The 22,445-nt window shown below is 36.6% G+C and carries 18 protein-coding genes; 14 read left to right on the forward strand and 4 right to left on the reverse strand.

Annotation, left to right across the window (positions count from 1 at the left end; genetic code table 11):
• Nucleotides 1–9: 9 nt before the first annotated feature.
• The 9 genes from JAZ75_RS09995 to JAZ75_RS10035 all read left to right on the forward strand — a co-directional run bounded on the left by JAZ75_RS09995 (nt 10) and on the right by JAZ75_RS10035 (nt 8,286).
• Entirely contained in the window at nt 10–1,605 is a 1,596-nt protein-coding gene (locus tag JAZ75_RS09995; protein ID WP_232789403.1) for a RagB/SusD family nutrient uptake outer membrane protein, read from the forward strand.
• 2 nt (nt 1,606–1,607) lie between these two features.
• The gene (locus JAZ75_RS10000; protein ID WP_208701564.1) at nt 1,608–2,495 is read left to right on the forward strand and encodes a putative zinc-binding metallopeptidase; all 888 of its coding nucleotides are present in this window, start codon (nt 1,608–1,610) and stop codon (nt 2,493–2,495) included.
• 6 nt (nt 2,496–2,501) lie between these two features.
• A complete protein-coding gene (locus JAZ75_RS10005; protein WP_208701566.1) occupies nt 2,502–3,809 on the forward strand; it encodes a DUF4302 domain-containing protein in 1,308 nt (435 codons plus the stop codon).
• Nucleotides 3,810–4,070: 261 nt separating this feature from the next.
• The gene (locus JAZ75_RS10010) at nt 4,071–4,916 is read left to right on the forward strand and encodes a hypothetical protein (RefSeq protein ID WP_208701568.1); all 846 of its coding nucleotides are present in this window, start codon (nt 4,071–4,073) and stop codon (nt 4,914–4,916) included.
• A gap of 37 nt (nt 4,917–4,953) precedes the next feature.
• The gene (locus JAZ75_RS10015) at nt 4,954–5,439 is read left to right on the forward strand and encodes an SdpA family antimicrobial peptide system protein (RefSeq protein WP_208701570.1); all 486 of its coding nucleotides are present in this window, start codon (nt 4,954–4,956) and stop codon (nt 5,437–5,439) included.
• Nucleotides 5,429–6,325 (forward strand): sporulation-delaying protein SdpB family protein, encoded by an 897-nt coding sequence (locus tag JAZ75_RS10020; protein WP_132841142.1) that lies wholly within the window; start codon nt 5,429–5,431, stop codon nt 6,323–6,325. The genes JAZ75_RS10015 and JAZ75_RS10020 overlap by 11 nt, the downstream gene beginning before the upstream one ends.
• Entirely contained in the window at nt 6,322–6,777 is a 456-nt protein-coding gene (locus tag JAZ75_RS10025; protein ID WP_208701572.1) for a hypothetical protein, read from the forward strand. The genes JAZ75_RS10020 and JAZ75_RS10025 overlap by 4 nt, the downstream gene beginning before the upstream one ends.
• A gap of 282 nt (nt 6,778–7,059) precedes the next feature.
• Nucleotides 7,060–7,365, forward strand: coding sequence for a hypothetical protein (locus JAZ75_RS10030; RefSeq protein WP_208701574.1), 306 nt, complete (start codon nt 7,060–7,062; stop codon nt 7,363–7,365).
• Between the two features lie 51 nt (nt 7,366–7,416).
• Entirely contained in the window at nt 7,417–8,286 is an 870-nt protein-coding gene (locus JAZ75_RS10035; RefSeq protein WP_132841147.1) for a nucleotidyltransferase domain-containing protein, read from the forward strand.
• Here the strand turns inward: JAZ75_RS10035 and JAZ75_RS10040 are convergent, their stop codons facing one another.
• The gene (locus JAZ75_RS10040) at nt 8,287–8,532 is read right to left on the reverse strand and encodes a helix-turn-helix domain-containing protein (protein WP_132841148.1); all 246 of its coding nucleotides are present in this window, start codon (nt 8,530–8,532) and stop codon (nt 8,287–8,289) included.
• A 766-nt stretch (nt 8,533–9,298) separates the two neighbouring features.
• On the opposite strand from JAZ75_RS10040, the gene JAZ75_RS26140 reads away from it, so the two are divergent.
• From JAZ75_RS26140 to JAZ75_RS10055, 3 genes are all read left to right on the forward strand, one after another.
• Nucleotides 9,299–11,710 (forward strand): TlpA disulfide reductase family protein, encoded by a 2,412-nt coding sequence (locus JAZ75_RS26140; protein WP_317192321.1) that lies wholly within the window; start codon nt 9,299–9,301, stop codon nt 11,708–11,710.
• Nucleotides 11,707–14,793 (forward strand): SusC/RagA family TonB-linked outer membrane protein, encoded by a 3,087-nt coding sequence (locus tag JAZ75_RS10050; RefSeq protein WP_208701576.1) that lies wholly within the window; start codon nt 11,707–11,709, stop codon nt 14,791–14,793. Before JAZ75_RS26140 ends, JAZ75_RS10050 begins: the two co-directional genes overlap by 4 nt.
• A 69-nt stretch (nt 14,794–14,862) precedes the next feature.
• Nucleotides 14,863–16,191 (forward strand): RagB/SusD family nutrient uptake outer membrane protein, encoded by a 1,329-nt coding sequence (locus tag JAZ75_RS10055; RefSeq protein WP_208701578.1) that lies wholly within the window; start codon nt 14,863–14,865, stop codon nt 16,189–16,191.
• 87 nt (nt 16,192–16,278) lie between these two features.
• On the opposite strand, the gene JAZ75_RS10060 is transcribed toward JAZ75_RS10055, so the two are convergent.
• On the reverse strand, nt 16,279–16,647 hold the full coding sequence (locus JAZ75_RS10060; protein ID WP_208701580.1) for a hypothetical protein: 369 nt from the start codon (nt 16,645–16,647) through the stop codon (nt 16,279–16,281).
• 843 nt (nt 16,648–17,490) lie between these two features.
• Between JAZ75_RS10060 and JAZ75_RS10065 the strand changes: the two genes are divergently transcribed.
• The gene (locus JAZ75_RS10065; protein WP_208701582.1) at nt 17,491–18,423 is read left to right on the forward strand and encodes a hypothetical protein; all 933 of its coding nucleotides are present in this window, start codon (nt 17,491–17,493) and stop codon (nt 18,421–18,423) included.
• A gap of 54 nt (nt 18,424–18,477) precedes the next feature.
• Here the strand turns inward: JAZ75_RS10065 and acs are convergent, their stop codons facing one another.
• Nucleotides 18,478–20,394: an acetate--CoA ligase gene (gene acs, locus JAZ75_RS10070; protein ID WP_132769128.1), complete on the reverse strand. Its 1,917-nt coding sequence runs from the start codon at nt 20,392–20,394 to the stop codon at nt 18,478–18,480.
• Nucleotides 20,395–20,574: 180 nt separating this feature from the next.
• Here acs and JAZ75_RS10075 point away from each other — a divergent pair, with 180 nt between their 5' ends.
• Complete coding sequence (locus JAZ75_RS10075; RefSeq protein WP_208701584.1) at nt 20,575–21,444, forward strand: UbiA family prenyltransferase; 870 nt, start codon at nt 20,575–20,577, stop codon at nt 21,442–21,444.
• A gap of 16 nt (nt 21,445–21,460) precedes the next feature.
• On the opposite strand, the gene JAZ75_RS10080 is transcribed toward JAZ75_RS10075, so the two are convergent.
• On the reverse strand, nt 21,461–22,393 hold the full coding sequence (locus JAZ75_RS10080; protein WP_208701587.1) for an NAD(P)-dependent oxidoreductase: 933 nt from the start codon (nt 22,391–22,393) through the stop codon (nt 21,461–21,463).
• Nucleotides 22,394–22,445 lie beyond the last annotated feature (52 nt).

The following is a 22,445-nucleotide window of genomic DNA, read 5'->3' on the forward strand; positions in this document are numbered from 1 at the left end:
TATAGCAAAATGAAAAAAATTAACAAAAAATATATAACGATTGCGCTGATATGTGGAGTAAGTCTATCTTCTTGTAATAAGTTTTTGGATGAAATGCCCGATAATCGTGCAAAACTCGATAATGAAGCAAAAATTGATAAGCTTTTGGTTTCTGCTTACCCTGAAGTTGCTTATTTAGTCACTGCAGAGCTTTCTTCTGATAATGTCGATAATTATGGGCCGACTAATCCTAACAGTGAACGTTTTATGGAGGAATTATTTAACTGGAAGGATGTGACGGATAATCAGGATGAGGGTCCTAAAGATGTTTGGGAAGCTTCTTATAAAGCGATTGCAAGTGCGAATGCCTCTTTAGAAGCCATTGAGGAAATGGGAAATCCAGCAAGTTTGAATCCGCAGAGAGGAGAAGCTTTAGCGGTAAGAGCATATAATCATTTTATTTTGGTTAACCTATTTGGTCAGCACTACAATAAAAGTCAGGCAAACACTGATCTTGGTGTTACCTATATGATGAAACCTGAGATTGAGCTAAATGTCAAATATCAGCGTAATACTGTACAGGAAGTCTATGACTATATTGTTCGTGATTTAGAAGAGGCAATTCCTTTGATTGATGATTCATCTTATGGCTCTACTCCAAAATATCATATGAATTCTCGAGCCGCTAACGCATTCAGAGCAAGGGTTGCCTTATATATGCAAGACTGGGAGAAAGCTGTTAGTTTTGCCAATGCGTCAATCGGTGCAAATCCGACAAGTCTTTTAAGGAATTACGTGAGAATTGCTAATGATGCAGTTGGCTCTAGTGGTTTTGGTAATGGCGCAATCTCATACAATAAGAGTGAGGAAAAAGCCAATTTGATGGTTGCGACAGCGGCGACACAGCACGGCGTTATCTTTGGTCCCTATAGTTTTGGGTCGAGATATTCTCATGGCGCTATGTTAAGTAATAATGAAACCTCCTTAGCGGCCGGTCCGTATGGAAAATTAGCTTCCAATGGTTATAAGCTCCGTGCCTTTGTCTATGCAGGTACAAATTTAGATAAGGTGTTGTTTCCTCGTGTTTCTTACATGTTTGAATATACGGATCCTGTTGCAGGTATTGGATATGCTCGGGGAGCATATGCACCATTTACGACTGAGGAGACTATGTTGGTACGTGCTGAAGCTCTTATTCACTTAAAACGCTATGATGAGGCCTTAGTTGATATGAAGCGATGGATTGGTAATACCTTGGTACGACAACCAGCAACTTTTACAGTTGAAAGTATTAATAATTGGGCTAATGGAATAGCATATTCTACTGCTTTACAATCAACGACTAAGAAAAAGCTTGACCCAAAGATGATCCCTTTTGAGATAGGTACACAAGAGAATATGCTCCAAGCTTTACTTTATATCCGTCGTGTCGAGACTTTACAAATGGGCTTACGTTGGTTCGATGTCAAGCGATATGGCATTGAGATCGAAAGACGAGTGCTGAGTTCAGGAACTACAGTAGCTTCCGTAGAAACAGCAACAAAATTAATTGCACGTGATAAGAGAGCAGCCCTACAACTGCCTGCTGAAGTTATTAGTGCTGGTTTAACTCCTAATCCAAGATAATTATGAAAATATTTAATAATATTAGTCTACTACTATTTTTTCCGGTTTTATTGTTTTCTTGTTCTGAAGATAAACTGGACCAAGAAAGTATCTTTGTTGATAAAAAAGTAGAACAAAATGAATTAGATAAGTATATCGAGAAAACTTATACCAACGATTACAATATTGCGATCCTATATAAATTTGTAGAAAAAGAGTCTGATTTGGATTATAATTTGAGTCCTGCAAGTTATGAGAGTTCAGTTCGAATGACCAAATTATTGTTTCATCTTGGTATTGATCCCTACAATAAAATTACAGGAAGCAAAAAATTTATAAAGTCCTATTTTCCAAAGTTATTAAATTATATTGGATCACCTGCTTATCGTAATAATGGAACATTTGTGTTAGGTACCGCAGAGGGTGGAGTGAAGATTACATTATACTTGTTGAATAAACTTGATGAAAGTACAGGTAAAGATGTCGAATTTTTAAACTTTTACTATTTCCATACTATGCATCATGAGTTTGCACATATTTTGCACCAAACCAAGGGATATCCCGCTTCTTTTGAGCAGATTACTGGGGCAGGTTATGTTGGGGATTCATGGAATGATATTTATGAAGAAGAAAGCGCAGCTGAAGCTGGATTTATTTCTCCATACGCATCCAAAGAACCCAATGAAGATTTTGTAGAAACATATTCATATTATATTACGTTGTCTCCAACACAATGGAATCAACGTATAAGTAGTGGTGGGGTAGAGGGGAAAGCATTGATAGAAGCTAAGCTCGATATTGTACGTACTTACTTCCAAAATATTTGGAATATTGATTTAGATGAGTTGCGTGATGAAATATTAGCGAGACAAGCAGATTTAGCCAACTTTGATCAAACATCTTTAAATTAGGAAATCATGAAATTGAAATATTTATTGATCTTATTTTTACTTCCCATTTTGTTGATTAGTTCATGCAAACGGGAAGAGGATAGGATATTTGATACAAATGCAACAGTACGGATCACTGAAGCTGTACAAAATGCATATACCGTTTTACAAGGTAATAAAGCGGGCTGGATGATGAAATTTTATCCAAGTAAAAATCAGGAATTCGGTGGCTATACAATTTTTACTAAGTTTATATCGAATGAAAAGGTATCAATAGCTTCCGATCCAATAGCAGGAGTCGAGACCAGTTCCTATGCTGTTGTTGCAGAATCAGGACCCGTGCTCACATTTAATGGCTATAATAAGAGTATACATTGGTTTTCGGAACCAGGAATGGATAACGGAGGTGTAGTAGGTGATGGAGGAATTGGTCCAGATGACAGTGGCATGCAGGGTGATTTTGAGTTTATTTTGCTCAAGGCAACAGCCGATTCAGTTGTATTGAAGGGAAAGAAAACTGGTAGTCATTTGGTCATGCTTCCGTTAAAAAATGAGGAGTTTGAAAGCCTATCTAAAACTTATCAAGAAGCAACTAATAAATTTAATCAATTCTTAGTTTATAAATTAGAAACACCTGGTAGTGAAGTTGTTAATTTAGATTTTGATCCTAGATACCGTGTATTTAGTAACCCTAATGATCAAGCTACAGGAACGATGTCTTTCCGCGTAATTCCTGGAGCATTGGAATTTTATAAAGAATATATAATAGAAGGTAAGTCTTTTGATCGTTTGAATTATGTACAACCTACAAGTGCTTATCCAAATGGTTACTATACTGATAAGAGCAATGCTATTAAGATTGTACCAGCTACTGCTCCGCTTAATATTTGGTTTAGAAATAATCTATGGTCCATGTCTTATAGCAATACAGGACCTACAGGTAAAATATATTGGGATAGAGCAAAAACAGCACTAAAGACAAACGGGATTGTTGTTAATAATGCTTTTATAGGCAAATTAACAAGTAATATTGGATTGATTTATGTTCTACAAAATGGAGCTGTTGTAGGTGGTGTTAGTCATTTTATTGATCCTGTAAAAGGGACTGAGGATCAAATTTATATTGAATTAGAAGGATATGTAATAGGAAACTTTCCTATTGCTTACTGGACAGGGGGTATAAATAACATAACGACACCTTTTAACGGACGGACGTTTAAAATTACTTCTGATGGTACTCCAAATCCTACTGCTTTAACTTTAACAGATATTGGAATCCCAACAAATACTTACAAGGTATTTTTAAAAGATATAAATGATCCTTTTAATAATTAAGGGTGAATTTAAATATTTAAAAAGGAGTTTCCTACAAATAAAGGAAACACCTTTTTAAATATTTTCCAGATTAAGATAGCTTAAATATACTTTCGGTAAAACAATTGTTTTCTAGAAGTAAATTTATACAATCTAGATAACACAATATACTTTACATTTCTCTCATTTTTTTGATTGGTTTATCTTGTGGTGTTATAATGTCTTGAAAAGTATGTCTAATGTTTAAATATTTAATTTAATAAAAACTAAACTAATTATATTATGATCTGTTATTTCAAAAAAATAGCTTCAAATTCAATCTTTTCTTTTTCGTTAATTATTTGCTTTTTATTTTTTAGTTGTGCTAAGGAAGGAGTGATTTCTGAATCTAAAAATAAAAAGGAATCGAAGTATTCGGGCGTAGATATTTTCAAAGGATTGTTTTTCTTTCAGAATGGGATTTCGACGAGTATTTCCTTTTTAAAAGAATACAACGAAAAGATTGATGGTTTGAGATCTAGTTCGGAGGTCCGAGCAGAACTTAAAAATATTTCTGATATTACTGCAAAATACATAGAAAAAAAATATCCTACATTTTTTTCTGATTTACAAGAGAAAATTTATTCAGGCGATTTGTTCGCAATTAATAAACAGCTTAATTTATCCGCTCAGCTTATTGAACAGGCATTATTGAGTAATGATAACTATGCTAATTCCGTTCGTGTAGGTTTAGCTATTGGTCAGGACAAAGTTCTTCTTAAAAAAGCACAATCTCTTGATCTATCAACTTTAGATGGTCAGAAGGAATTTAAACTTATAGCAGGATCTAATCCTAATAAAACTATGAATACAAAAAAGGCAGTGTTTTTTGCGGCTGCACTTGCAGTAGCTTATTTAGGAGCTGCAGTTGTATCCATTGCTGTTGCGGCATACAGTGTCGTAACAAAGGTAGCTTACTGGGATCCTACTGCAGAGATCGGTCCTCCTCCTGTTACTGTTGAGCCACTCCCAGATGAACCTGAACCTGTAATAGAGAATCCTGATCCACTTGGCAACGGTGCTGAGGTTTCAATAACTAAGGGACAGGCTATAGTGGAAATAAATTCTTATTTTCAAAATGTTGATTAGCTTTTGTAAAAAAATAATTTTGTTATTTTGGTTTGTTATGGTTTTTCTAATTTTCTTCTCTTCGCTGAAGGAACAACTTGTTTTATCCAAAAAAACACAAAAAATTATTTCTACATTTTTTCCTGAGGGTTGGAGTTTTTTTACTAAAAACCCTCAGACTCAATCATTAGCTGTATATCAGATTATTGATGGAAATTTAGTCTTAAAAACTGTGAATAATCATAATTCCCAAAATATGTATGGGTTATCTAGATATTCTCGAATCATTGGCTTTGAAGCATCAATGCTCGCAAATGAAGCGATGAAGCTAGTTTGGAAACAAGATGTCATGGGGCATTTGAGAAAATTAGACCTTAATAAACTATATAAAATAGAAGTTATGAATAATAGACATTTGACCAATGGTACTTTTCTTCTTGTATTATATAAACCAGTACCTTATGCTTGGGCTAAAGCAGAACAATTTAATAATATACCAATAAAATATATTACTGTACACATAAATTCGCCAAATGATAGATAAAATTGTTCAACAAAATACTTTAACTTTAGTACGCTCATTGCTTGCCCTCAATTTTTTTATTACATTATTGTTTACGGATGTAAATGATCTGATTCCTAAATATCATTTGGATAAGATTTCAGAAAGTGATTTTTGGTTGATGAAGTTGAATTATTTTACTTGGTTTGACAATGCTCTTTTACCTTATATCTTTTCAATCATAGTTTTAATAATTGTTATAGCGGGTTTTTATCCTAGAGTTCTCTGTTTTTTCCAAGTTTGGATAGCATATTCTATTTTTTATTCAACACTTATTGTTGAGGGGGGCGATCAAATAAATGTAATCCTGTCTTTGCTACTTGTTCCAATTACAATACTAGATAATAGACAAAATGGTTGGATATCCACCATTGGTCGAGAAAGTAGCGTTAAAGAACGAAAAAAAAGATTAATACATGATCTATTAAAATATAATGCTCAAATTGCACTTTATTTTATTAAAATTCAAATTGCCGTTCTTTATCTTAATGCAGGTGTTTCAAAAATATTTGCTTCAGACTGGATGAACGGTACTGCTGTATACTATTGGTTTTTTGACCCCATGTTTGGTGCATCAGAAAGTACACAACAGGTGTTCGGCTTTTTGTTTAAAAATGATTTAACTGTGTCTTTATTGAATTGGAGTGTTATTTTATTGGAAATTTTGCTTGCATTCAGCTTATTTTTTAAACAAAGGGAAAAATATGTTTTTTTTTGTTTAGGTGTAATCTTCCATTTCACTATCATAGTATTTCATGGGTTAGTCACTTTTTTTGTCGCAATGTTAGGATGTTTAATTATATATCTTTGTCGTATGGATTTGAGTATTAAGCAAAATTTAATAAAAATAAAGAATTCTTTTTTATGATCATTTTTAAGGAAAAACATAAACTTCCTAAATTTATTCTGATTATATATATGATTCAATATGTGGTATTAACACTATATTATTTAAAAATGGATGTGATGCCAGTGTACTATCATTTTCCAGCGATAATCATAGGTGTTTTGTTGTTTATTTGCAGATGTAAGTTAATCTTGAACGATAATGGTATTCTAACAAATTCATTTTTTTATTTTTTTAAGAGAAAGTATGATTTAAAAAATACTGACAGTTGCAAATTTGATAGCATATCTGCTTTAGGAGATTTTGGTGGCTGGGGAATAAGATATAGCAAGAAGTATGGTTGGTCTTACATTTTTAGTTCAGATGATATTGTTACTTTCTGTTTTGAGAATAAGAAGAAAGTCACTTTTTCAATACAGAATATAGCTAAACTAAAAACAGCGTTAACTAATTTGGATATTTATTTTGAATAATAATGAAAGATTTGTTTAGGACTAAATTCCCTCCTAAACAAACCTTCCATTACCATCCTTGGTACTTATCAATTTTGGATTTCCTTTTGTTCTGTTATATGCTTTTAATGCATTTGCAACAAATAGTGGGCGTACAGGATTTTACTAGTTCTTTCTCACAATCTTTTAGAATTTGTAAAGCATCTTTAAAATATTCATTGGCAAATTTATCAATTACCCAATCTTTAGCAGATTTTACAGAGATCGTACTTAAAGATTCAAGTAATAAATCTTTAGTTTATTATGAAAGAAAAGCAACAAGCCAAAATAGTCTATTACGCTTCCATAATTACATTCGTTTATTTTACGTGGGTAATTATTTCTTTTACATCTTATTCAGGATTTCCACAATGGCTTTCAGTTACATCCGGAGTATTGGGTAATTTAATGATGATTCCGGCAGTTTTAGCAGTCGTCGTATTATTAGGGATAGCTCTTTTTCAAATTTTTATTAGAAGATCATATCATTATCGATGGATAATGAGTGGTTTGTTTAATTTAATGAGTGTTGGAATTATGATTTTTGGAGATTACGTAATCACCCTTTAAATTGTAATTAGATTTATTGTCTTTCGACTTACTTATCCGTATCTTTAAAGTATGAATACTCAATTGCCCACAACATTACCCGAGCATAAGCTTAAGGAGATTGAAGCCATTAAACAAGTGATAAGTGACTTTGTGTCGCCAGATCTGATTATCCTGTATGGTAGTTATGCAAGAGGGAATTATAAAGATCAGGTTTATGTAAAGGATGGCATTCGCTATTTTTACATTAGCGATTATGATCTAATAGTTATTACCAATAAAACCAATATAAAGGAATATCAACTGGCAGAAGAGTTGGAGCGGAGGATTAAATCACGGCCTGATATTAACTTCTTCATGTATGATATTGATTATTTCAACCGTGAGTTATCAACTGGTAATTTCTTTTTTGTACCGGTGTATTATGAAGGAATTCTACTACATGATAATGCTAATAGTAAATTAGTCGAACCAACCCCCTTAAGTATTGAACAAATCAGAATCAATATTGAAAGTAACTATAAATTTTGGATAGGTAACGCCAACACTTTCTATGCTCATTTTCATTTTGATTATGATTTAATGCTACAAGGAAAATCTAGATCTGGTATGAATGCTTGGTTTTTGTTTCAAACTGTTGAATCAATTTATAGTGCATTATTATTGGTGTTTATGGGAATCAAACCAAAACTTCATAATCTATATAAATATCGAAACGCTGTAAATTCGATTTCTTCAGATTTGAATTTAATATTTCCCGAAGTAAAGGATAGTAATGAGCGTCGATTATTTGATCTATTGAATAGAGCTTATATTAGTGGTAAGTATAAACTTGATTTTGAAGTCGATTTGCAAGATATTCAGGAAATTAGTCATAGGTTGGAAAAGATGCTAGCTATTACGGATAGATTATGCAAAGAGCGAATTGAGAGCTTAAAATAATTAGTCTTCAAAACGTACTAAATCGGCCATGCTAATTTCTAAAGCAAGGGCTAAGGTCTTCAAGGTTAATAGGGAAGGAGAGCTCGTTCCCTTTTCTATTTTATGAATGTGGCTGTGATCTATGCCTGATAATTGATCTAATTTTCTTAAACTGATCTTTTTTCCAATTCTTATTTTTTTACCCTCACGGATATCCTGTAAGTGTCGTCCAAAATCAATTGAAAATTTTTCTTCATCAAACTCCATCTATCAAATGACAATAAAAATTAAAAATATTTTGTAGTGGTATTTGAATACGATTGTTTTATTTCTTATATTTGAATATACAATTATAAAACACATACTCATTCCTCGTTCTGAAGCCTGAAAAACATAACGAATAGAGGAAACAATGAAAAGGATATTTCTAAATAACATAAGCTCCTGTAATTTTAACTTCAAATCTGATGTCGGTTTTTCAGTGCTCAGAATTGAGTTAAAGGATGCCCTATATTTGAAGGGCGACTTTTTGTCGATCCAGTCCTTTATGGATTGGGTTGGCATTTTTTGTCTTCTTAAATCCCCTCCAGAATAATTTCTTTTTAAACCGCAATCTTTTATTCGATTTTACATAAACAGTGTAATTTAAGTATTTGGTCCTGGAAAATTATTATAATTTTCTACTACTGGGCTATTCACTTCTTTTTGAATTAATTAAAATATGGATTTAAACAAACTATTTATACCGTCAAATAAAATACCGCCTTAATCTTAAGGTTTATAAGTCATTCCGATGACTTAATCGATGAAAGCGTCACGAAGACTAATATATTACCTTTTTATGATGACCATTTAACGCTTTTCGATCCCTTTTTTTTTATAGTCTGAGCGCGAGCTAACGGATAGCTGATTAGTTTCATTTTGAAGCTAAGATGGACGTCTATTGCCCTCAGAAAACGCCAAAATTATAACCTTAAATACTTAGCGAAGCGATCTCTTTCGTGCCATTAAGTATAAATTAACTAACGATAAAATGATGAATTTTATTAGGGATGGGAGAGTACATGCCTATTTGGAGGGTATTTTCCAATCCGTTTATACGATAAAAAACAAGTGCAATAAGCAGCGTATATTACCTGCATATTCTATTATTAAAAATGCTTTAAAAAATAATATTGCACAAGCAACTAATGTTGATTTAAAGCTTCGATTATACTACGGTGAAAGTTCCGTTATCCTTTGGGGAAGCACTGTAGCTGACTCGGGACTGGATTGCCATTTCCTTGGCTTTTTATTGCTAAATAACCAAATAATAAGCAAAAAAATAGTAATAAAACAGCAGAGAATAAACAAGCAAAGTGCAACGCAGACCTTATGCAGAAGCCTAGAAATACAAACCAAAGGGCCTAGAAATGGCAATGAATCGGTAACAAATAACCAAAGAGATAGTAGAGAAACAGCAATCAATAGGCTGACAAAGACCATAGCAAACAGATCAAGAATAAATTCTGGTTTTTTCTTAACCAAGTTAACACCAACTTCTAATTTTCTTCAAGTCCGCTTCGACCTGGCTTCGGGATTTCATCGATCACAGTGCATGAAAAGTCGAAGCCAGGTCGAAGAAAAGTCGAGTAAAGGCAGAAGTTGGTTAGGAAAGGGTATTAATTTGATGTTTCATTTATTCACTATTGCTACACTGTTAATATACCGAAGAGGTACTGTTAAGCTACCGAGAGTGTACCAAAAAGGTACCGGGAATGTACTGGAGAGCTACCAAAGAGCTACTAAAGACAGTAGTTTGATGGCGGATATTCAAACAGCAAATAGTAAAGATTCGGAATTTAGTTGCTACAGGAAGAAGGTCGTATCTCAAAAGAGAGCATTTAAGCTGTCTAAAATCTTAAGCTTGGCTAAGATGGGTTTTCATTACGGTAGTTCGATAAATCGCTTAAAAAGCTTCTTTAATCAAACTCGGCGAGGCATTATAGATGTTGTTAATATAGGTATTGTGTATAAGGAATTGAAAACTGCAAGGGCAATACTTTTATTGACACTTACTGTTTTTCAAAATTTTAATTTTTCTTTAACGGTATTGAAGAACATAAGGACTTATTCTTTACTAGTTCTTATGTTTCATATGTTTAGTTTATCAGCTCAGACGCCCCGCAAGGACAGCGGGGCTGATGGGTTTATTAAGATCCAACCACTAAAGATTGGAGATTCTATACCCGAAGCGCTCTGGAATATGCCCTTGCAAGTAGTCAATCATCCTACAGGAAAGGATACCATGACGTTGAATGACTACAGGGATAAGAAGTTGATCATCTTAGATTTTTGGGCGACATGGTGCGGCCCCTGTTTAAAGAGCTTCCCAAAATTAGACTCACTGCAGCTTGGTATTAACGAAAAGCTAACTATTCTGCTTGTCAACAGTAAAGGATCACGGGATACACCGGAGAGGATAAAAAATGTGCTGACAAAAAGAATCTCTCCAGTACGGATGCCCTCTATTATTAATGATATTGTATTAACAAAATTGTTTCCTCCTCAGGCATTGACACACTCGGTCTGGATCAGAGATGGTAAGGTATTTGGCTTAACGCTGAGCAATAGTATAACCAAAAATACTCTTAATGATGCGATAGCTGGTATTTCTGATAGTATTTCCAACAACATCAATTCCATAGCTTTTACTGAGAAGAACCTATTTACTTCGGATCAATCGGAAGACGATTCGGCCGATATATACCGCTCGCTACTTCGGGGCTATGCTGAAAAACTAACGCGTAAATCTATCGTTATCCAGGATATTCGTGGGAATGTGGATCGGATTGTGTTTACTAACAGCCCCATTTTGGACTTCTATAAACTGGCCTACTATCCAACCTTTGCATCATATGGTCCTGCCAGAACGATAATAAATATAGCAGATCCGGAAAGTCTTCGTATTCCTGCAGATCTTTCCGTTGATAAAAAATGGATGGAGCAAAATACGTTCAATTATCTGGCGACTTTCCCGGCCCGTTCAAATGAAGAGGCAATGCGTTTATTTCGAGACGATATTGATCGCTATTTTGGCTATCAGGTCGAATTTACCGAAAAAGAGATGGGTTGCTGGATCATTTCGGCCCGCGATCCCACAAAAATCACGACGTTTTCTCTTGATCTTCCCAAGGAAACCAATATGTCGGATAATACCGGCCTACCGATTTTTGTGCAGAACTATCCATTTGGTTCTTTGGTTGGTCAGCTTGAACGGATGTACGAAATACCATTTATCGACGAAACGAATATAAGTAAGCCTGTATGTATGGAGCTCCCGGCTTATCTGAAAGATATGGTACAGCTGAAACTGTCCTTTGAAAAACAGGGACTGCGGTTGGTAAAGGAAAATAGAAAAATAAAAGTAGTTATCATCTCGAACCACAAGACAACTAAAAAATGAAATATATCTTACACCTATTGATTTTATTCCTTGCCCCTGATACTGTGCTAGGTCAGGTGATAACCGGTCTTGTGACAGACTCGCAAAAAAAGCCTTTACGGGCTGTGTCAGTATCATTGACAGGGGCAAATATGATAACCTCCACCGATAGTCGCGGACAGTTTTCCATTGTGATCAATGGAATTATAGATGACCCAAAATTGCGTTTTTCGGCCATTGGTTTTCAGCCCCGTGTGTTGCGTGTCGATGGACGGAGTAACTTATCTGTCGTGCTGACCACGAGTACCAGTGTGCTGGATGAGGTACAGGTAATCGCTTATGGAACAACCTCGCAACGCTTTAATGTAGGGTCGGTGACCAAAGTAAAGGCTGAGGATATTGCACGACAGCCGATTTCTAACCCACTCGAAGCCCTGCAAGGAAGGGTCGCAGGGCTGGTGGTAAATGCCACGAGCGGACTGCCGGGATCCTCGTTTAAAATTCAGGTCAGGGGACAGAATACACTGCCCAAAGCGACTGCTGCATTCGGGACTCCAGCGCCAATGGATAATCCATTGATCGTAATCGACGGGATTCCTTTTGCCCCACAGAATGAAAATATTAATCAGTTTGGTTCCTTGGCATCACCGGGTAATATTGCGCTGCTTAATAACCAGCTTGGTGGATTCAGTCCGCTCAATAGCCTTAACCCATCCGATATCGAAAGTATTGAGGTGCTCAAAGATGCAGATGCTACTGCCATCTATGGCTCTAGAGGAGGAAACGGTGTGATCCTGATCACGACAAAAAAAGGAGCAGGTGGCAGGACTCAATTTGATATGGATGTCCGGCAGGGTATCTCGTACATGGGGGAAACTATGCGGATGATGAATACAACGGAATATCTGACCATGCGTAGGGAAGCAATCATCAATGATGGGCTCTCTCCCAACCTTACTCTGTGGGATAGGGCCTTCGCACCTGATCTATTAGCCTTTGATCCTGCCAGGTATACAGATTGGAAGGATTATTTCCTGGGAAAATCGGCCAGTAATACGGCTTTCACCGGTGCTCTAAGCGGCGGATCCCAGAACACAAACTTTAGGCTGGGCATTGGGCTCAACAAGACATCCTACATTTTTCCAGGCGACTATGCTGATAAAAGAGCTTCATTGTCTTCAAACCTGCACCATAATTCGGAAAATAAGAAATTCAGTATAGACCTCGCGACAACTTATTCTTATGGCAAGAATAATTCTGCCGGCAATTCTAATGTGCTTACGGCCTATCGGCTCGATCCGAATTTCCCAGACTTGACTGATGCAGACGGAAATCTGGAATGGGATTATAACGGCATACAATTCGGAATGGGCATCCTCGACAATCCGATTTCATATCTGCGGAATACTTACCAGATGAAAAACACTTTACTGAACAGCAACCTCCTACTTGCCTATAAGCTCACGGATGAGCTGACGATGAGGTCAAGTTTTGGCTATAATGCATTTAACGGTGATGAATACTCGGGCAATCCCTTTTTGGCACAGAATCCTTACCTGAGCCCAGAGGCAACATCCTCATTTGGGAAGAACAGCTACGTGACGCTGATTGCCGAACCACAGTTGCAATTTAAAAAAACTGCAGGAAGAAATGCATTTGAAGTTCTTTTGGGAGGTTCTTATCAATATAATACAAACGAAAGAGAACAAATTACAGGGCGGGGTTATACCCATGATGGGCTGATCACATCCATCAATGGCGCTAGGAACCGCTATGCGACAGATGCCTATAGCGAATATAAATATGTCGGCGCTTTTGGTAGGTTCAATTATAAGTATCGTAACAGGTATATCGCCAATCTAAGTGTACGCAGGGATGGTTCCAGTAGGTTTGGCCCTGGGAAAAGGTTTGGGAATTTCGGATCTATCGGCTTTGGCTGGATTTTTTCGGAAGAGGATTTTGTGAAAAATAGGCTTGGTTTTTTGAGTTATGGTAAGATAAGGGCAAGTTACGGTATAGCAGGAAGCGATGCCACGGGAGATTATCAGTATATTTCTAGATGGGGCACTTCAAGTTATCCTTACGAAGGGGTGGTCGGCCTTCAACCTATAAACCTTTTTAATCCCGAACTGAGCTGGGCCTCAACAAAAAAGTTTGAAGTTGGATTGGAGCTGGGATTTATAGACGATATGCTATTTTTCAGTTCATCCTACTATCGGAACCGCTCAAATAATCAGTTGCTAAGCTATTATCTGCCATCACAGACCGGCTTTTCAAGCGTGGCAGAAAACTGGGATGCGACAGTCCAAAATTCAGGAATTGAGATCACGGTGCAGAGCAAAAATATAGCACGGGGAAGCTTTTCCTGGAATACCTCCTTTAACATAAGCCTGCCAAAGAACAAACTGCTTTCCTTCGAGGGACTGGAGACATCAAGCTATGCAACGCGGTATATGGTCGGTAAACCCCTGAATGCCATTTATGCATTCCAGTATAACGGTGTCAATCCAGAGACCGGGTTATTTGAGTTCAGGAATATTAAGGGTGAACTGACCAGTAACCCACAGCGACCCTCAGGAACAAGTTTTAACGATTTTGCCTATATCGGTTCCTCAGATCCTGTTTGTTTTGGAGGAATTCAGAATACGGTTACCTATAAAAATTTTCAGTTGGACCTGTTTGTGGAATTCAGGAAGCAGACTGGCTCCAATTACCTCAAGCAGGTTTACAACGGAGCTGTCGGCCAAGAGTACAATCTCCCGGCAAGTATGCTGGACAGGTGGCAGCAACCTGGTGACCGGGTGGAATTTCAGCGATATACGACTACGTTCGGGGGTGATGTATTCAGGGCAGGACAGAATTATGCGATTTCGGATGCTGTGTATTCGGATGCTTCCTATATCCGCTTTAAAACGCTCAATGTTTCCTACGCACTGGATAAGAAAATAGCGGACGCACTCCGGGTCAAAGCTATGAGACTCTATGGTTCCGCACAGAATTTATTTACAATAACTAATTATTTGGGAAATGACCCAGAGACCCAGGGTCTCTATACGGTACCCGTATTGAAGACTTTTGTGATCGGGTTACAGCTGTCCCTTTAAAGTAAATTATATACAATAAAATAGCCTATAATGATGAAAAAATCTTTAAAAATAGTATATGTGCATATTATGATGATGTCCCTGTGCTCCTGTGAGAAGATGATTGATATTCAGCTTCCTAGGAATGAACTGACCGAGGAAAAAGTATTTGGCGACAGTAGCTCGGCAAATGCTGCAATAATGGGAGTCTATGCCAGAATCCAGGGTGGGCTTGGTTTTCTGTCAGGATCGATGACGATTTATCCCGGTATGTCTGCCGATGAACTCGTGCAGCAGGCAAATAATGAAAATACGCAGTTCCAGCAAAATATATTGGTAGCGGACAATGGTACGATAGATGTACTCTGGACATCAGCCTATACACATATTTATAGTCTAAATGCGTGTATTGAAGGGCTAAACAAGAGCACCAGCATGAATGCATCAGTACGGTCTCAGCTTGTTGCGGAAGCGTTATGTCTGCGATCTTTGGTCTATTTTTATCTTATTAATCTCTATGGGCCTGTGCCATTGGTGCTGACGACAGATTACGGAACAAATAGAATCCTTCCGAGGAGTTCGAAAGCTGTTGTTTATGAGAATATTATCAATGATCTCCAGAAGGCCAAGGTGGCATTGCACAGCACTGCAGTTTCAAATCTGAGGGTTAATCGATTTTTTGCTTCGGCATTGCTTGCCCGAGTATTCCTTTTTACCAAAAGATATCAAGAAGCTGCCGATGAAGCTACAGCAATTATCGAAAATAAACAATTTCATTTAGCCGATACGCCGGAGAAAGTTTTTGCGGGTGGTAGCAGGGAACTTATTTCCGTGCTCTCAGTCGTATACCCAGGCAGGGCAACATGGGAAGGCTATACCTTTGTTCCTTCTTCCGTATCGAGTGTACCAGCCTACATGATTAGTGGGACACTTCTAGCTGCTTTTGAGGGAAAAGACCTGCGCGGACAGCAATGGATCCGCATGAATGAAATTAATGGTGTGAAAAATGCTTATCCCTATAAATATCAGTCCAGGGATCTGAACAGCGGTGCCCGTACAGAACAATATGCTGTACTGCGGATTGCTGAGCAATATCTGATCAGGGCAGAGGCTAATCTAAAACAGGGTAATATGGAGAAGGTTTTTGATGATCTGGATGTGATCAGAAAACGTGCTGGACTTGAAGAATTAGCACGTAATATGGATATGGAAAAACTACTTATGGAAGTCGAACGACAGAAGCGACTTGAGTTTTTTTGCGAATGGGGACACAGGTGGTTTGATCTCAAACGGACCGGAAGAGTTGATACTGTTATGTCCTCGCTAAAACCTGGTTGGAGTTCTGATGCTAATTTATATCCCATCCCCCGAACGCAGATAGAAAGAAATTCTTCTTTGACCCAAAACAAAGGCTATTAGTTTAGTGGTGGAGAGGTGCGCTCTAAATTCTTAACGGCAATTTTCGATCTGAAAATTGCCGTTAATTTGCTACATTAAAACCTGCGATTAGTTTTTGGTAATATGGGGCGCAGATGGATTAGGAGTCTGAGAAGAACCAGAAAGCACATAGCTGCTACCGCTTGTAGTTGTCTGACTCGTTAAGAATCCTGAAACACACTGATTATTGTTCCCTGTCGGACAATCATCCGATGGAGGAGTTGCAGAAGTACCCAAATAAACAGCATCACTTGATGAAACTGGATTTCCAGGGGAGTAATTGCTTGTAATCCTAAACCATCGGTATTCAGTTTGTCTCGGAGCTTTATCTACTCCATCTTTCTTGTCGATCGCCTTTACAACGAAAAATGTACAGATTATTAATAAGAAAGATAATATGATACCGGTACGTAACCGGTTTATTTTTAAAGTGCTCATGAGCAGTTCTTTTAAGTTTAAATATAATATTTGTTATTGGTTGCACATCGGTTTTGCCTCACAGCTATGCGATCGAGGGTTCCGTATCGGTCATGCATTTCTCCCCGTAATGCAGTTGACCATTGACTTAAATCTTCGGCTGTTCAGGCCGGAATAGTGCGAATTTACGGGGATACCACATTCTGTCCGTGACTCTCTTTAGGGCCAAGGATAGACAGATAGGGGTAGTGTATTGTTCTTTGAACGAAAGAACTTGACGGTACCTGAACTGAAGCATAAACCGCCTAGATAGCTTAGTCCATAGGGACAAGAATACTGACCATATTGATTGGCCAAGTGATTTGATTGTTTTGTTTGCTGTTCTTAGACTTTTCATCTTGATTCATTTTACCTATCCATAACCTGTTGCGCAGCGGCACATCCTTGGTGCGGCCTGCCCTGTGTTTCTTTTTGCACTTTATCACTGTACCCGCGTCCCTTTTTTATTTGCCCTAGATATCCCAACCGATCCTCTTCGAACATACCGAAGATATCTAGAGCGCTCCGTCGGGAAAACGGAGTGCATTTAACATCGGTACGTTCGCCATTTCTTTAAAAGCATATCATCATTTTTTATTCAACCTATTGCTGATCCTAGTTTCTATTATTTTACATTGCTTGAAAACAAAAGAACAGCAAGCTTCATCTTTTTCCATATCTTTTGGTATTTATTCATTTTGGTGATAGAAAAACATGAAAAAACTTGAAGAATATTGAAAATATTTGCTTTTTTAACTTATTTTTAATAAAATAGAGGTTAATATCAGTGTTAATTAACTAGCCAGTTAAACAAACAGACCTATTATGGAAGTAATAAAGAATAATGAAAATACGGACGAACTTTGTGATCTCTCGGATGATCACTGGAAATCGAGAACAATATGGGTTTTGATTTTTTCTTTTTTTAATGCTTATATAGGGCATCAAATAGGTGAAGGATGGAATGTTTTAAAATATTCTCTGGCCAGCCCTCATTTCTATATCGATTTTTTTTGGACTTTTATTTTTCTGTCGTTGATGGTTTATTGGACAGTACAGGTAACAGCATATTTTGATAAAAAGCAATCTTGGAAAAATGAATTTCTGTTACGATTACTCGTCCAGATTTTATTTGCATTCTTACCCTCAATCCTTTTCTTGCAAGTGATGGATCATCTTTATTTACAAATGACGGAGAGAAGTTTATTTCGGATTACACAGAATATAATGCAATTTCCCTTCTTTTTATGGCTATCGTTAATTTATACGTTGTTCTATAGCCTAATATCATTATATACTGAATATATGCTAACGATTAAAAGTTCTTTAAAATTTCAAGTTGAAAAGGATTTAAGTGATAGGGTTGTTTTCCAAGAGAATGAATCTAAAGACCTTACGCATGATATTTATGATGAAAATCCAGTTATTACCATTCGTGAGGGAAAAGATATTCGGCTATTGGATCTGGATATCGTGCTGATATGTAATAATAATGGTATGAATACGATCTATGAGCGCAATCCTAATACCACTCCAATTCTTGATAGTCATACTTTAAAATATCTGATTGAAAGGCTTGATGCTAACGAATATTATCAAATATCGAGATGGGAGCTAGTGGCTCGAAGCATAGTAAAAGGGTATGAATTGCGAGTAGATAAAAACTTTAAACTAGACCTAGATTATCCGCTGGAGCAACAATTAATTATCAATAAGGACAAGATTGATGATTTTGCCAAATGGTTTCTTAGCAAATAGAAAGCAAAGAAGCCTGCGCAGGCGCAGGCTTCTTCAGTTAGAAATATAATATAATTACTTATTCATCTTTTCTGCACCTTCAATGATCGCTTCAACGACAGCTGGATCTTGAAGGGTGGAAGTGTCTCCCAAATTGGATCTTTCACCCTCTGCAATTTTTCTAAGAATGCGACGCATGATTTTTCCAGAACGTGTCTTAGGAAGATCAGATACAAATTGGATGATATCTGGTTTAGCGATAGCACCAATTAATCTTGTAATCGTCTGCATGATATCTTTACGTGTACTTTCTTCATCAATATGATGATTGGCAATAACGTAAGCATAGATACCTTGTCCTTTTACGGGGTGCGGATAACCAACAATAGCTGATTCTACAACATCAGAGTGCATATTGATTGCATTTTCTACTTCAGCAGTTCCGATGCGGTGTCCAGATACGTTTAATACATCATCCACACGACCTGTGATTTTGTAATAACCCTCAGGGTTTCTATAACAGCCATCACCTGTGAAATACATATTTTCATAAGTTGCAAAATAGGTCTGACGGCAACGCTCATGATCTCCCCAAGTGGTGCGTAACATACCTGGCCATGGGAATTTGATACATAAATTTCCGGAAACATCATTTCCTTCAATTTCTTTTCCATTCTCGTCCATAAGTGCAGGCTGAACCCCTGGTAATGGTAACATCGCATATCCTGGTATAGTTGGTGAAATACCAGCCATAGGAGCGATTAAGATACCACCATTTTCAGTTTGCCACCAAGTATCAACAATTGGAGCTTTTCCTTTACCGACTTTGTTATTATACCAGTGCCAAGCTTCCTCATTGATAGGCTCACCAACAGATCCCAGTTTGCGGATACTGCTCAAGTCTTTTCCATCAATAAATGAGTCTCCAAAAGCCATCAATGAACGGATAGCGGTTGGTGCTGTATATAAAATATTGACTTTATATTTATCAACGATATCCCATAAACGGCCAGCGTCAGGATAGGTTGGTGTACCTTCAAACATCAATGAAGTAGCTCCCTGCGAAAGAGGTCCATAAACAATGTAGGAGTGACCTGTAATCCAACCAATATCTGCAGTACAGAAGTATACTTCACCTTGCTGATATTGAAATACGTTTGCAAAAGTATAACCAGTATAGACCATATAGCCACCAGTGGTATGGACAACACCCTTTGGTTTGCCTGTAGAACCAGAAGTATACAAGATAAATAATGTGTCTTCTGAATCCATTTCTTCTGCGGGACAAGCTGGATTTCCTTGTGTTTCTACTTTCTTAATTTCATCTTCCCACCATACATCACGACCTTTAATCATGGAGACTGGTGTACGTGTTCTTGTTAATACAATAACTTTTTCAACAGAATCACATTGCATTAATGCATCATCAACAATGCTCTTTAATTCTAATACTTTTGGACCACGGTAGCTACCATCAGAAGTCACTACTACTTTACAGGCCGCATCATTGATACGGTCAGCGATAGATTGTGCGGAAAAACCTCCGAAGACTACGTTGTGAATAGCACCGATACGTGCACAGGCTAAAGTCGCAATAACCAATTCGGGAACCATTGGTAAATAAATACATACACGATCTCCTTTGCGGATATTGTTATTTTTTAGAACGTTGGCAAATTGCTCAACTTTCTGTAAAAGTTGTTTGTAAGATAAAATACGATGCGATTCATTTGGATCATTTGGTTCCCAAATAATCGCAGGTTTATCCCCTAAATTATAGATATGGCGGTCAAGGCAATTTTCTGTAATATTTAATTTTCCACCTTCGAACCATTTTACATTAGGCTCTGTAAAATTCCAATTCAGAACATTTGTCCATTTTCTTTTCCAAAAAAAGTTTTCCGCTATCTCTCCCCAGAAAGTTTCCGGACTTTCTACACTTTTTTTATAAACGTCTTGATATTCTTCAAATGATTTGATTTGTAGACTCATATTTTGGTTTTATTAAATTCAATCCCTTAAAACTTATTTGGTTGATTAAACAAGTTCATTTGGAATCAGCTAATTTAGTTTTTTTTGAGACAATTGCCAATTTATAAAATTTATAATTTGAAATTTAACTTTTTTATAACACTATTGTTATATTGCTCATGATATAATAGATTGATCTATATGGATGTATTAAAAAAAATGTACTATTTTTTGATTTTTAGCAATATATTAATTGCGTTTGCGGCAGCTTCGCAGTGTGTGTTGACGTACATTATACTTGATCAGGAGATTAATGGTTATATCGCATTAATTGAGGGAGCGGCTACACTTGCGCTTTACAATTTCAGCTTGATTTTATCTAAACCAAAACATCCGGAGAAATCAATTTATGTCCGTACAAGGTGGGTTTTTAAATATGAACGTATCTTATGGATCAACACATTTATAGCAACAGGTATTTGCCTATGGTGTCTCTTTCATATTCACGTTTACTCTATCTTTTTCTTAGGTGTTATTGGATTGGTCAGCGTATTGTATAGTCTTCCTATTATTCCTTTAAAAGATCGATGGGGGGGATTAAGACAGATACCTGCCATGAAAATCTTTCACATTGCGTTGGTATGGGTATTAAGCAGTGTTTTTCTTCCCTATATAGAGCTTTACAGTAATGCTATTCCGGTAAACTTGCATTTATTGTATTACCTCGCTGGTTTGAAGTTCGTTTTCTTGATTATCTGTACGTTGCCATTTGACATTCGTGATATCAAGCAGGATTCTTATTATCATCTCAGAACATTGCCCAATATGCTTGGAGAGGGTAGAGCAAAGAGCCTATGCTACATATTACTGTGCATACATAGTCTCTTGATTTTATGTGCTCCTTATTTATTGATTATAAAAATTGGTCTTCTTTTTACGAATGCAATTATTTACCTCATTTTAAGATTTATTGTTTTCAGAACAAATGAACACTATCATTATGCTTATTTACTAGATGTAAGTCTCGTGCTCCAATTTTTAATCGTTGTGTTTATTAAAAATTTTGCTTGATTTTATCTTAAAATGATTACTTGTTCAAAAAAGAGATTATCTTATCCGCAACTACATCAGATAATTTATAGTAACTTTCAAATGTCCATCCTGCAACATGAGGACTTAAAATTACATTGTCTCTATTTGTTAGATCTGAAAACCAAGATTGCTCTTTAAGAGCAGGGAAATTTTCTACAGGAAGAACATCAAAAGCAGCTCCTATGATTTTTCCTTCATCCATTGCCTTTAATACAGCGGGAATTTGAACAATACCACCACGAGCTCCTAAAAGGAAAAATATGGGTTTACGAAAATGATATAAATATTCTTCGTTGATCAGTCCTTTTGTCTCTTTGGTTAGCGGAATGTGAAAGCTGAGTACATCTGCATGTTTTACAACTTCTTCCATGGAGACTTCCTTTGCGAATTGATCTGAAAAACCAGTTTTGTATTTGTCATATGCAATAACTTTTACACCAAATCCGGAGAGTTTCTTTGCCATAGCCTGTCCATTGTGACCATAACCAATAATTGCAACAGTTCGACCTTGTAATTCATAGCCACGGTTGGCTTCACGGCGCCATAAGCCTGTCTTAATTTCCTGATTGGCTCTGTTAAGGTGATTCATAAGAGAAAGCAGCATACCGATCATATGCTCACCAACGGCATCACAGTTTCCTTCATTTGCACTTATGAGTTCAATTCCTTTTGATTGTGCATAAGCCTCATCTATATTATCCATACCAGCTCCGCAACGTGCTATAAATTGGAGATTGTTTGCTAAATCTATAAAGTGCTGATCGACTTGAAATTTAGATCTGATGATTAATCCCGTATAATCAGAAATGTATTTTTCAGCATCTGCGCGGGTGAACTCAGGTTTGTAATCGTAGGTAATTCCAGTTTGATCCAATTTTTGAGTAAGCACTGCATGCGCGTCATCAACAATTAATACTTTTGTTTTCATAATGATTATTTATTTACATTAAAATAAATTATAGTTTAATGGCAATGAAGTG

Origin of the sequence: Sphingobacterium sp. UDSM-2020 (assembly GCF_016132525.1) — a bacterium.
Classification (GTDB): Bacteria; Bacteroidota; Bacteroidia; order Sphingobacteriales; family Sphingobacteriaceae; genus Sphingobacterium; species Sphingobacterium anhuiense.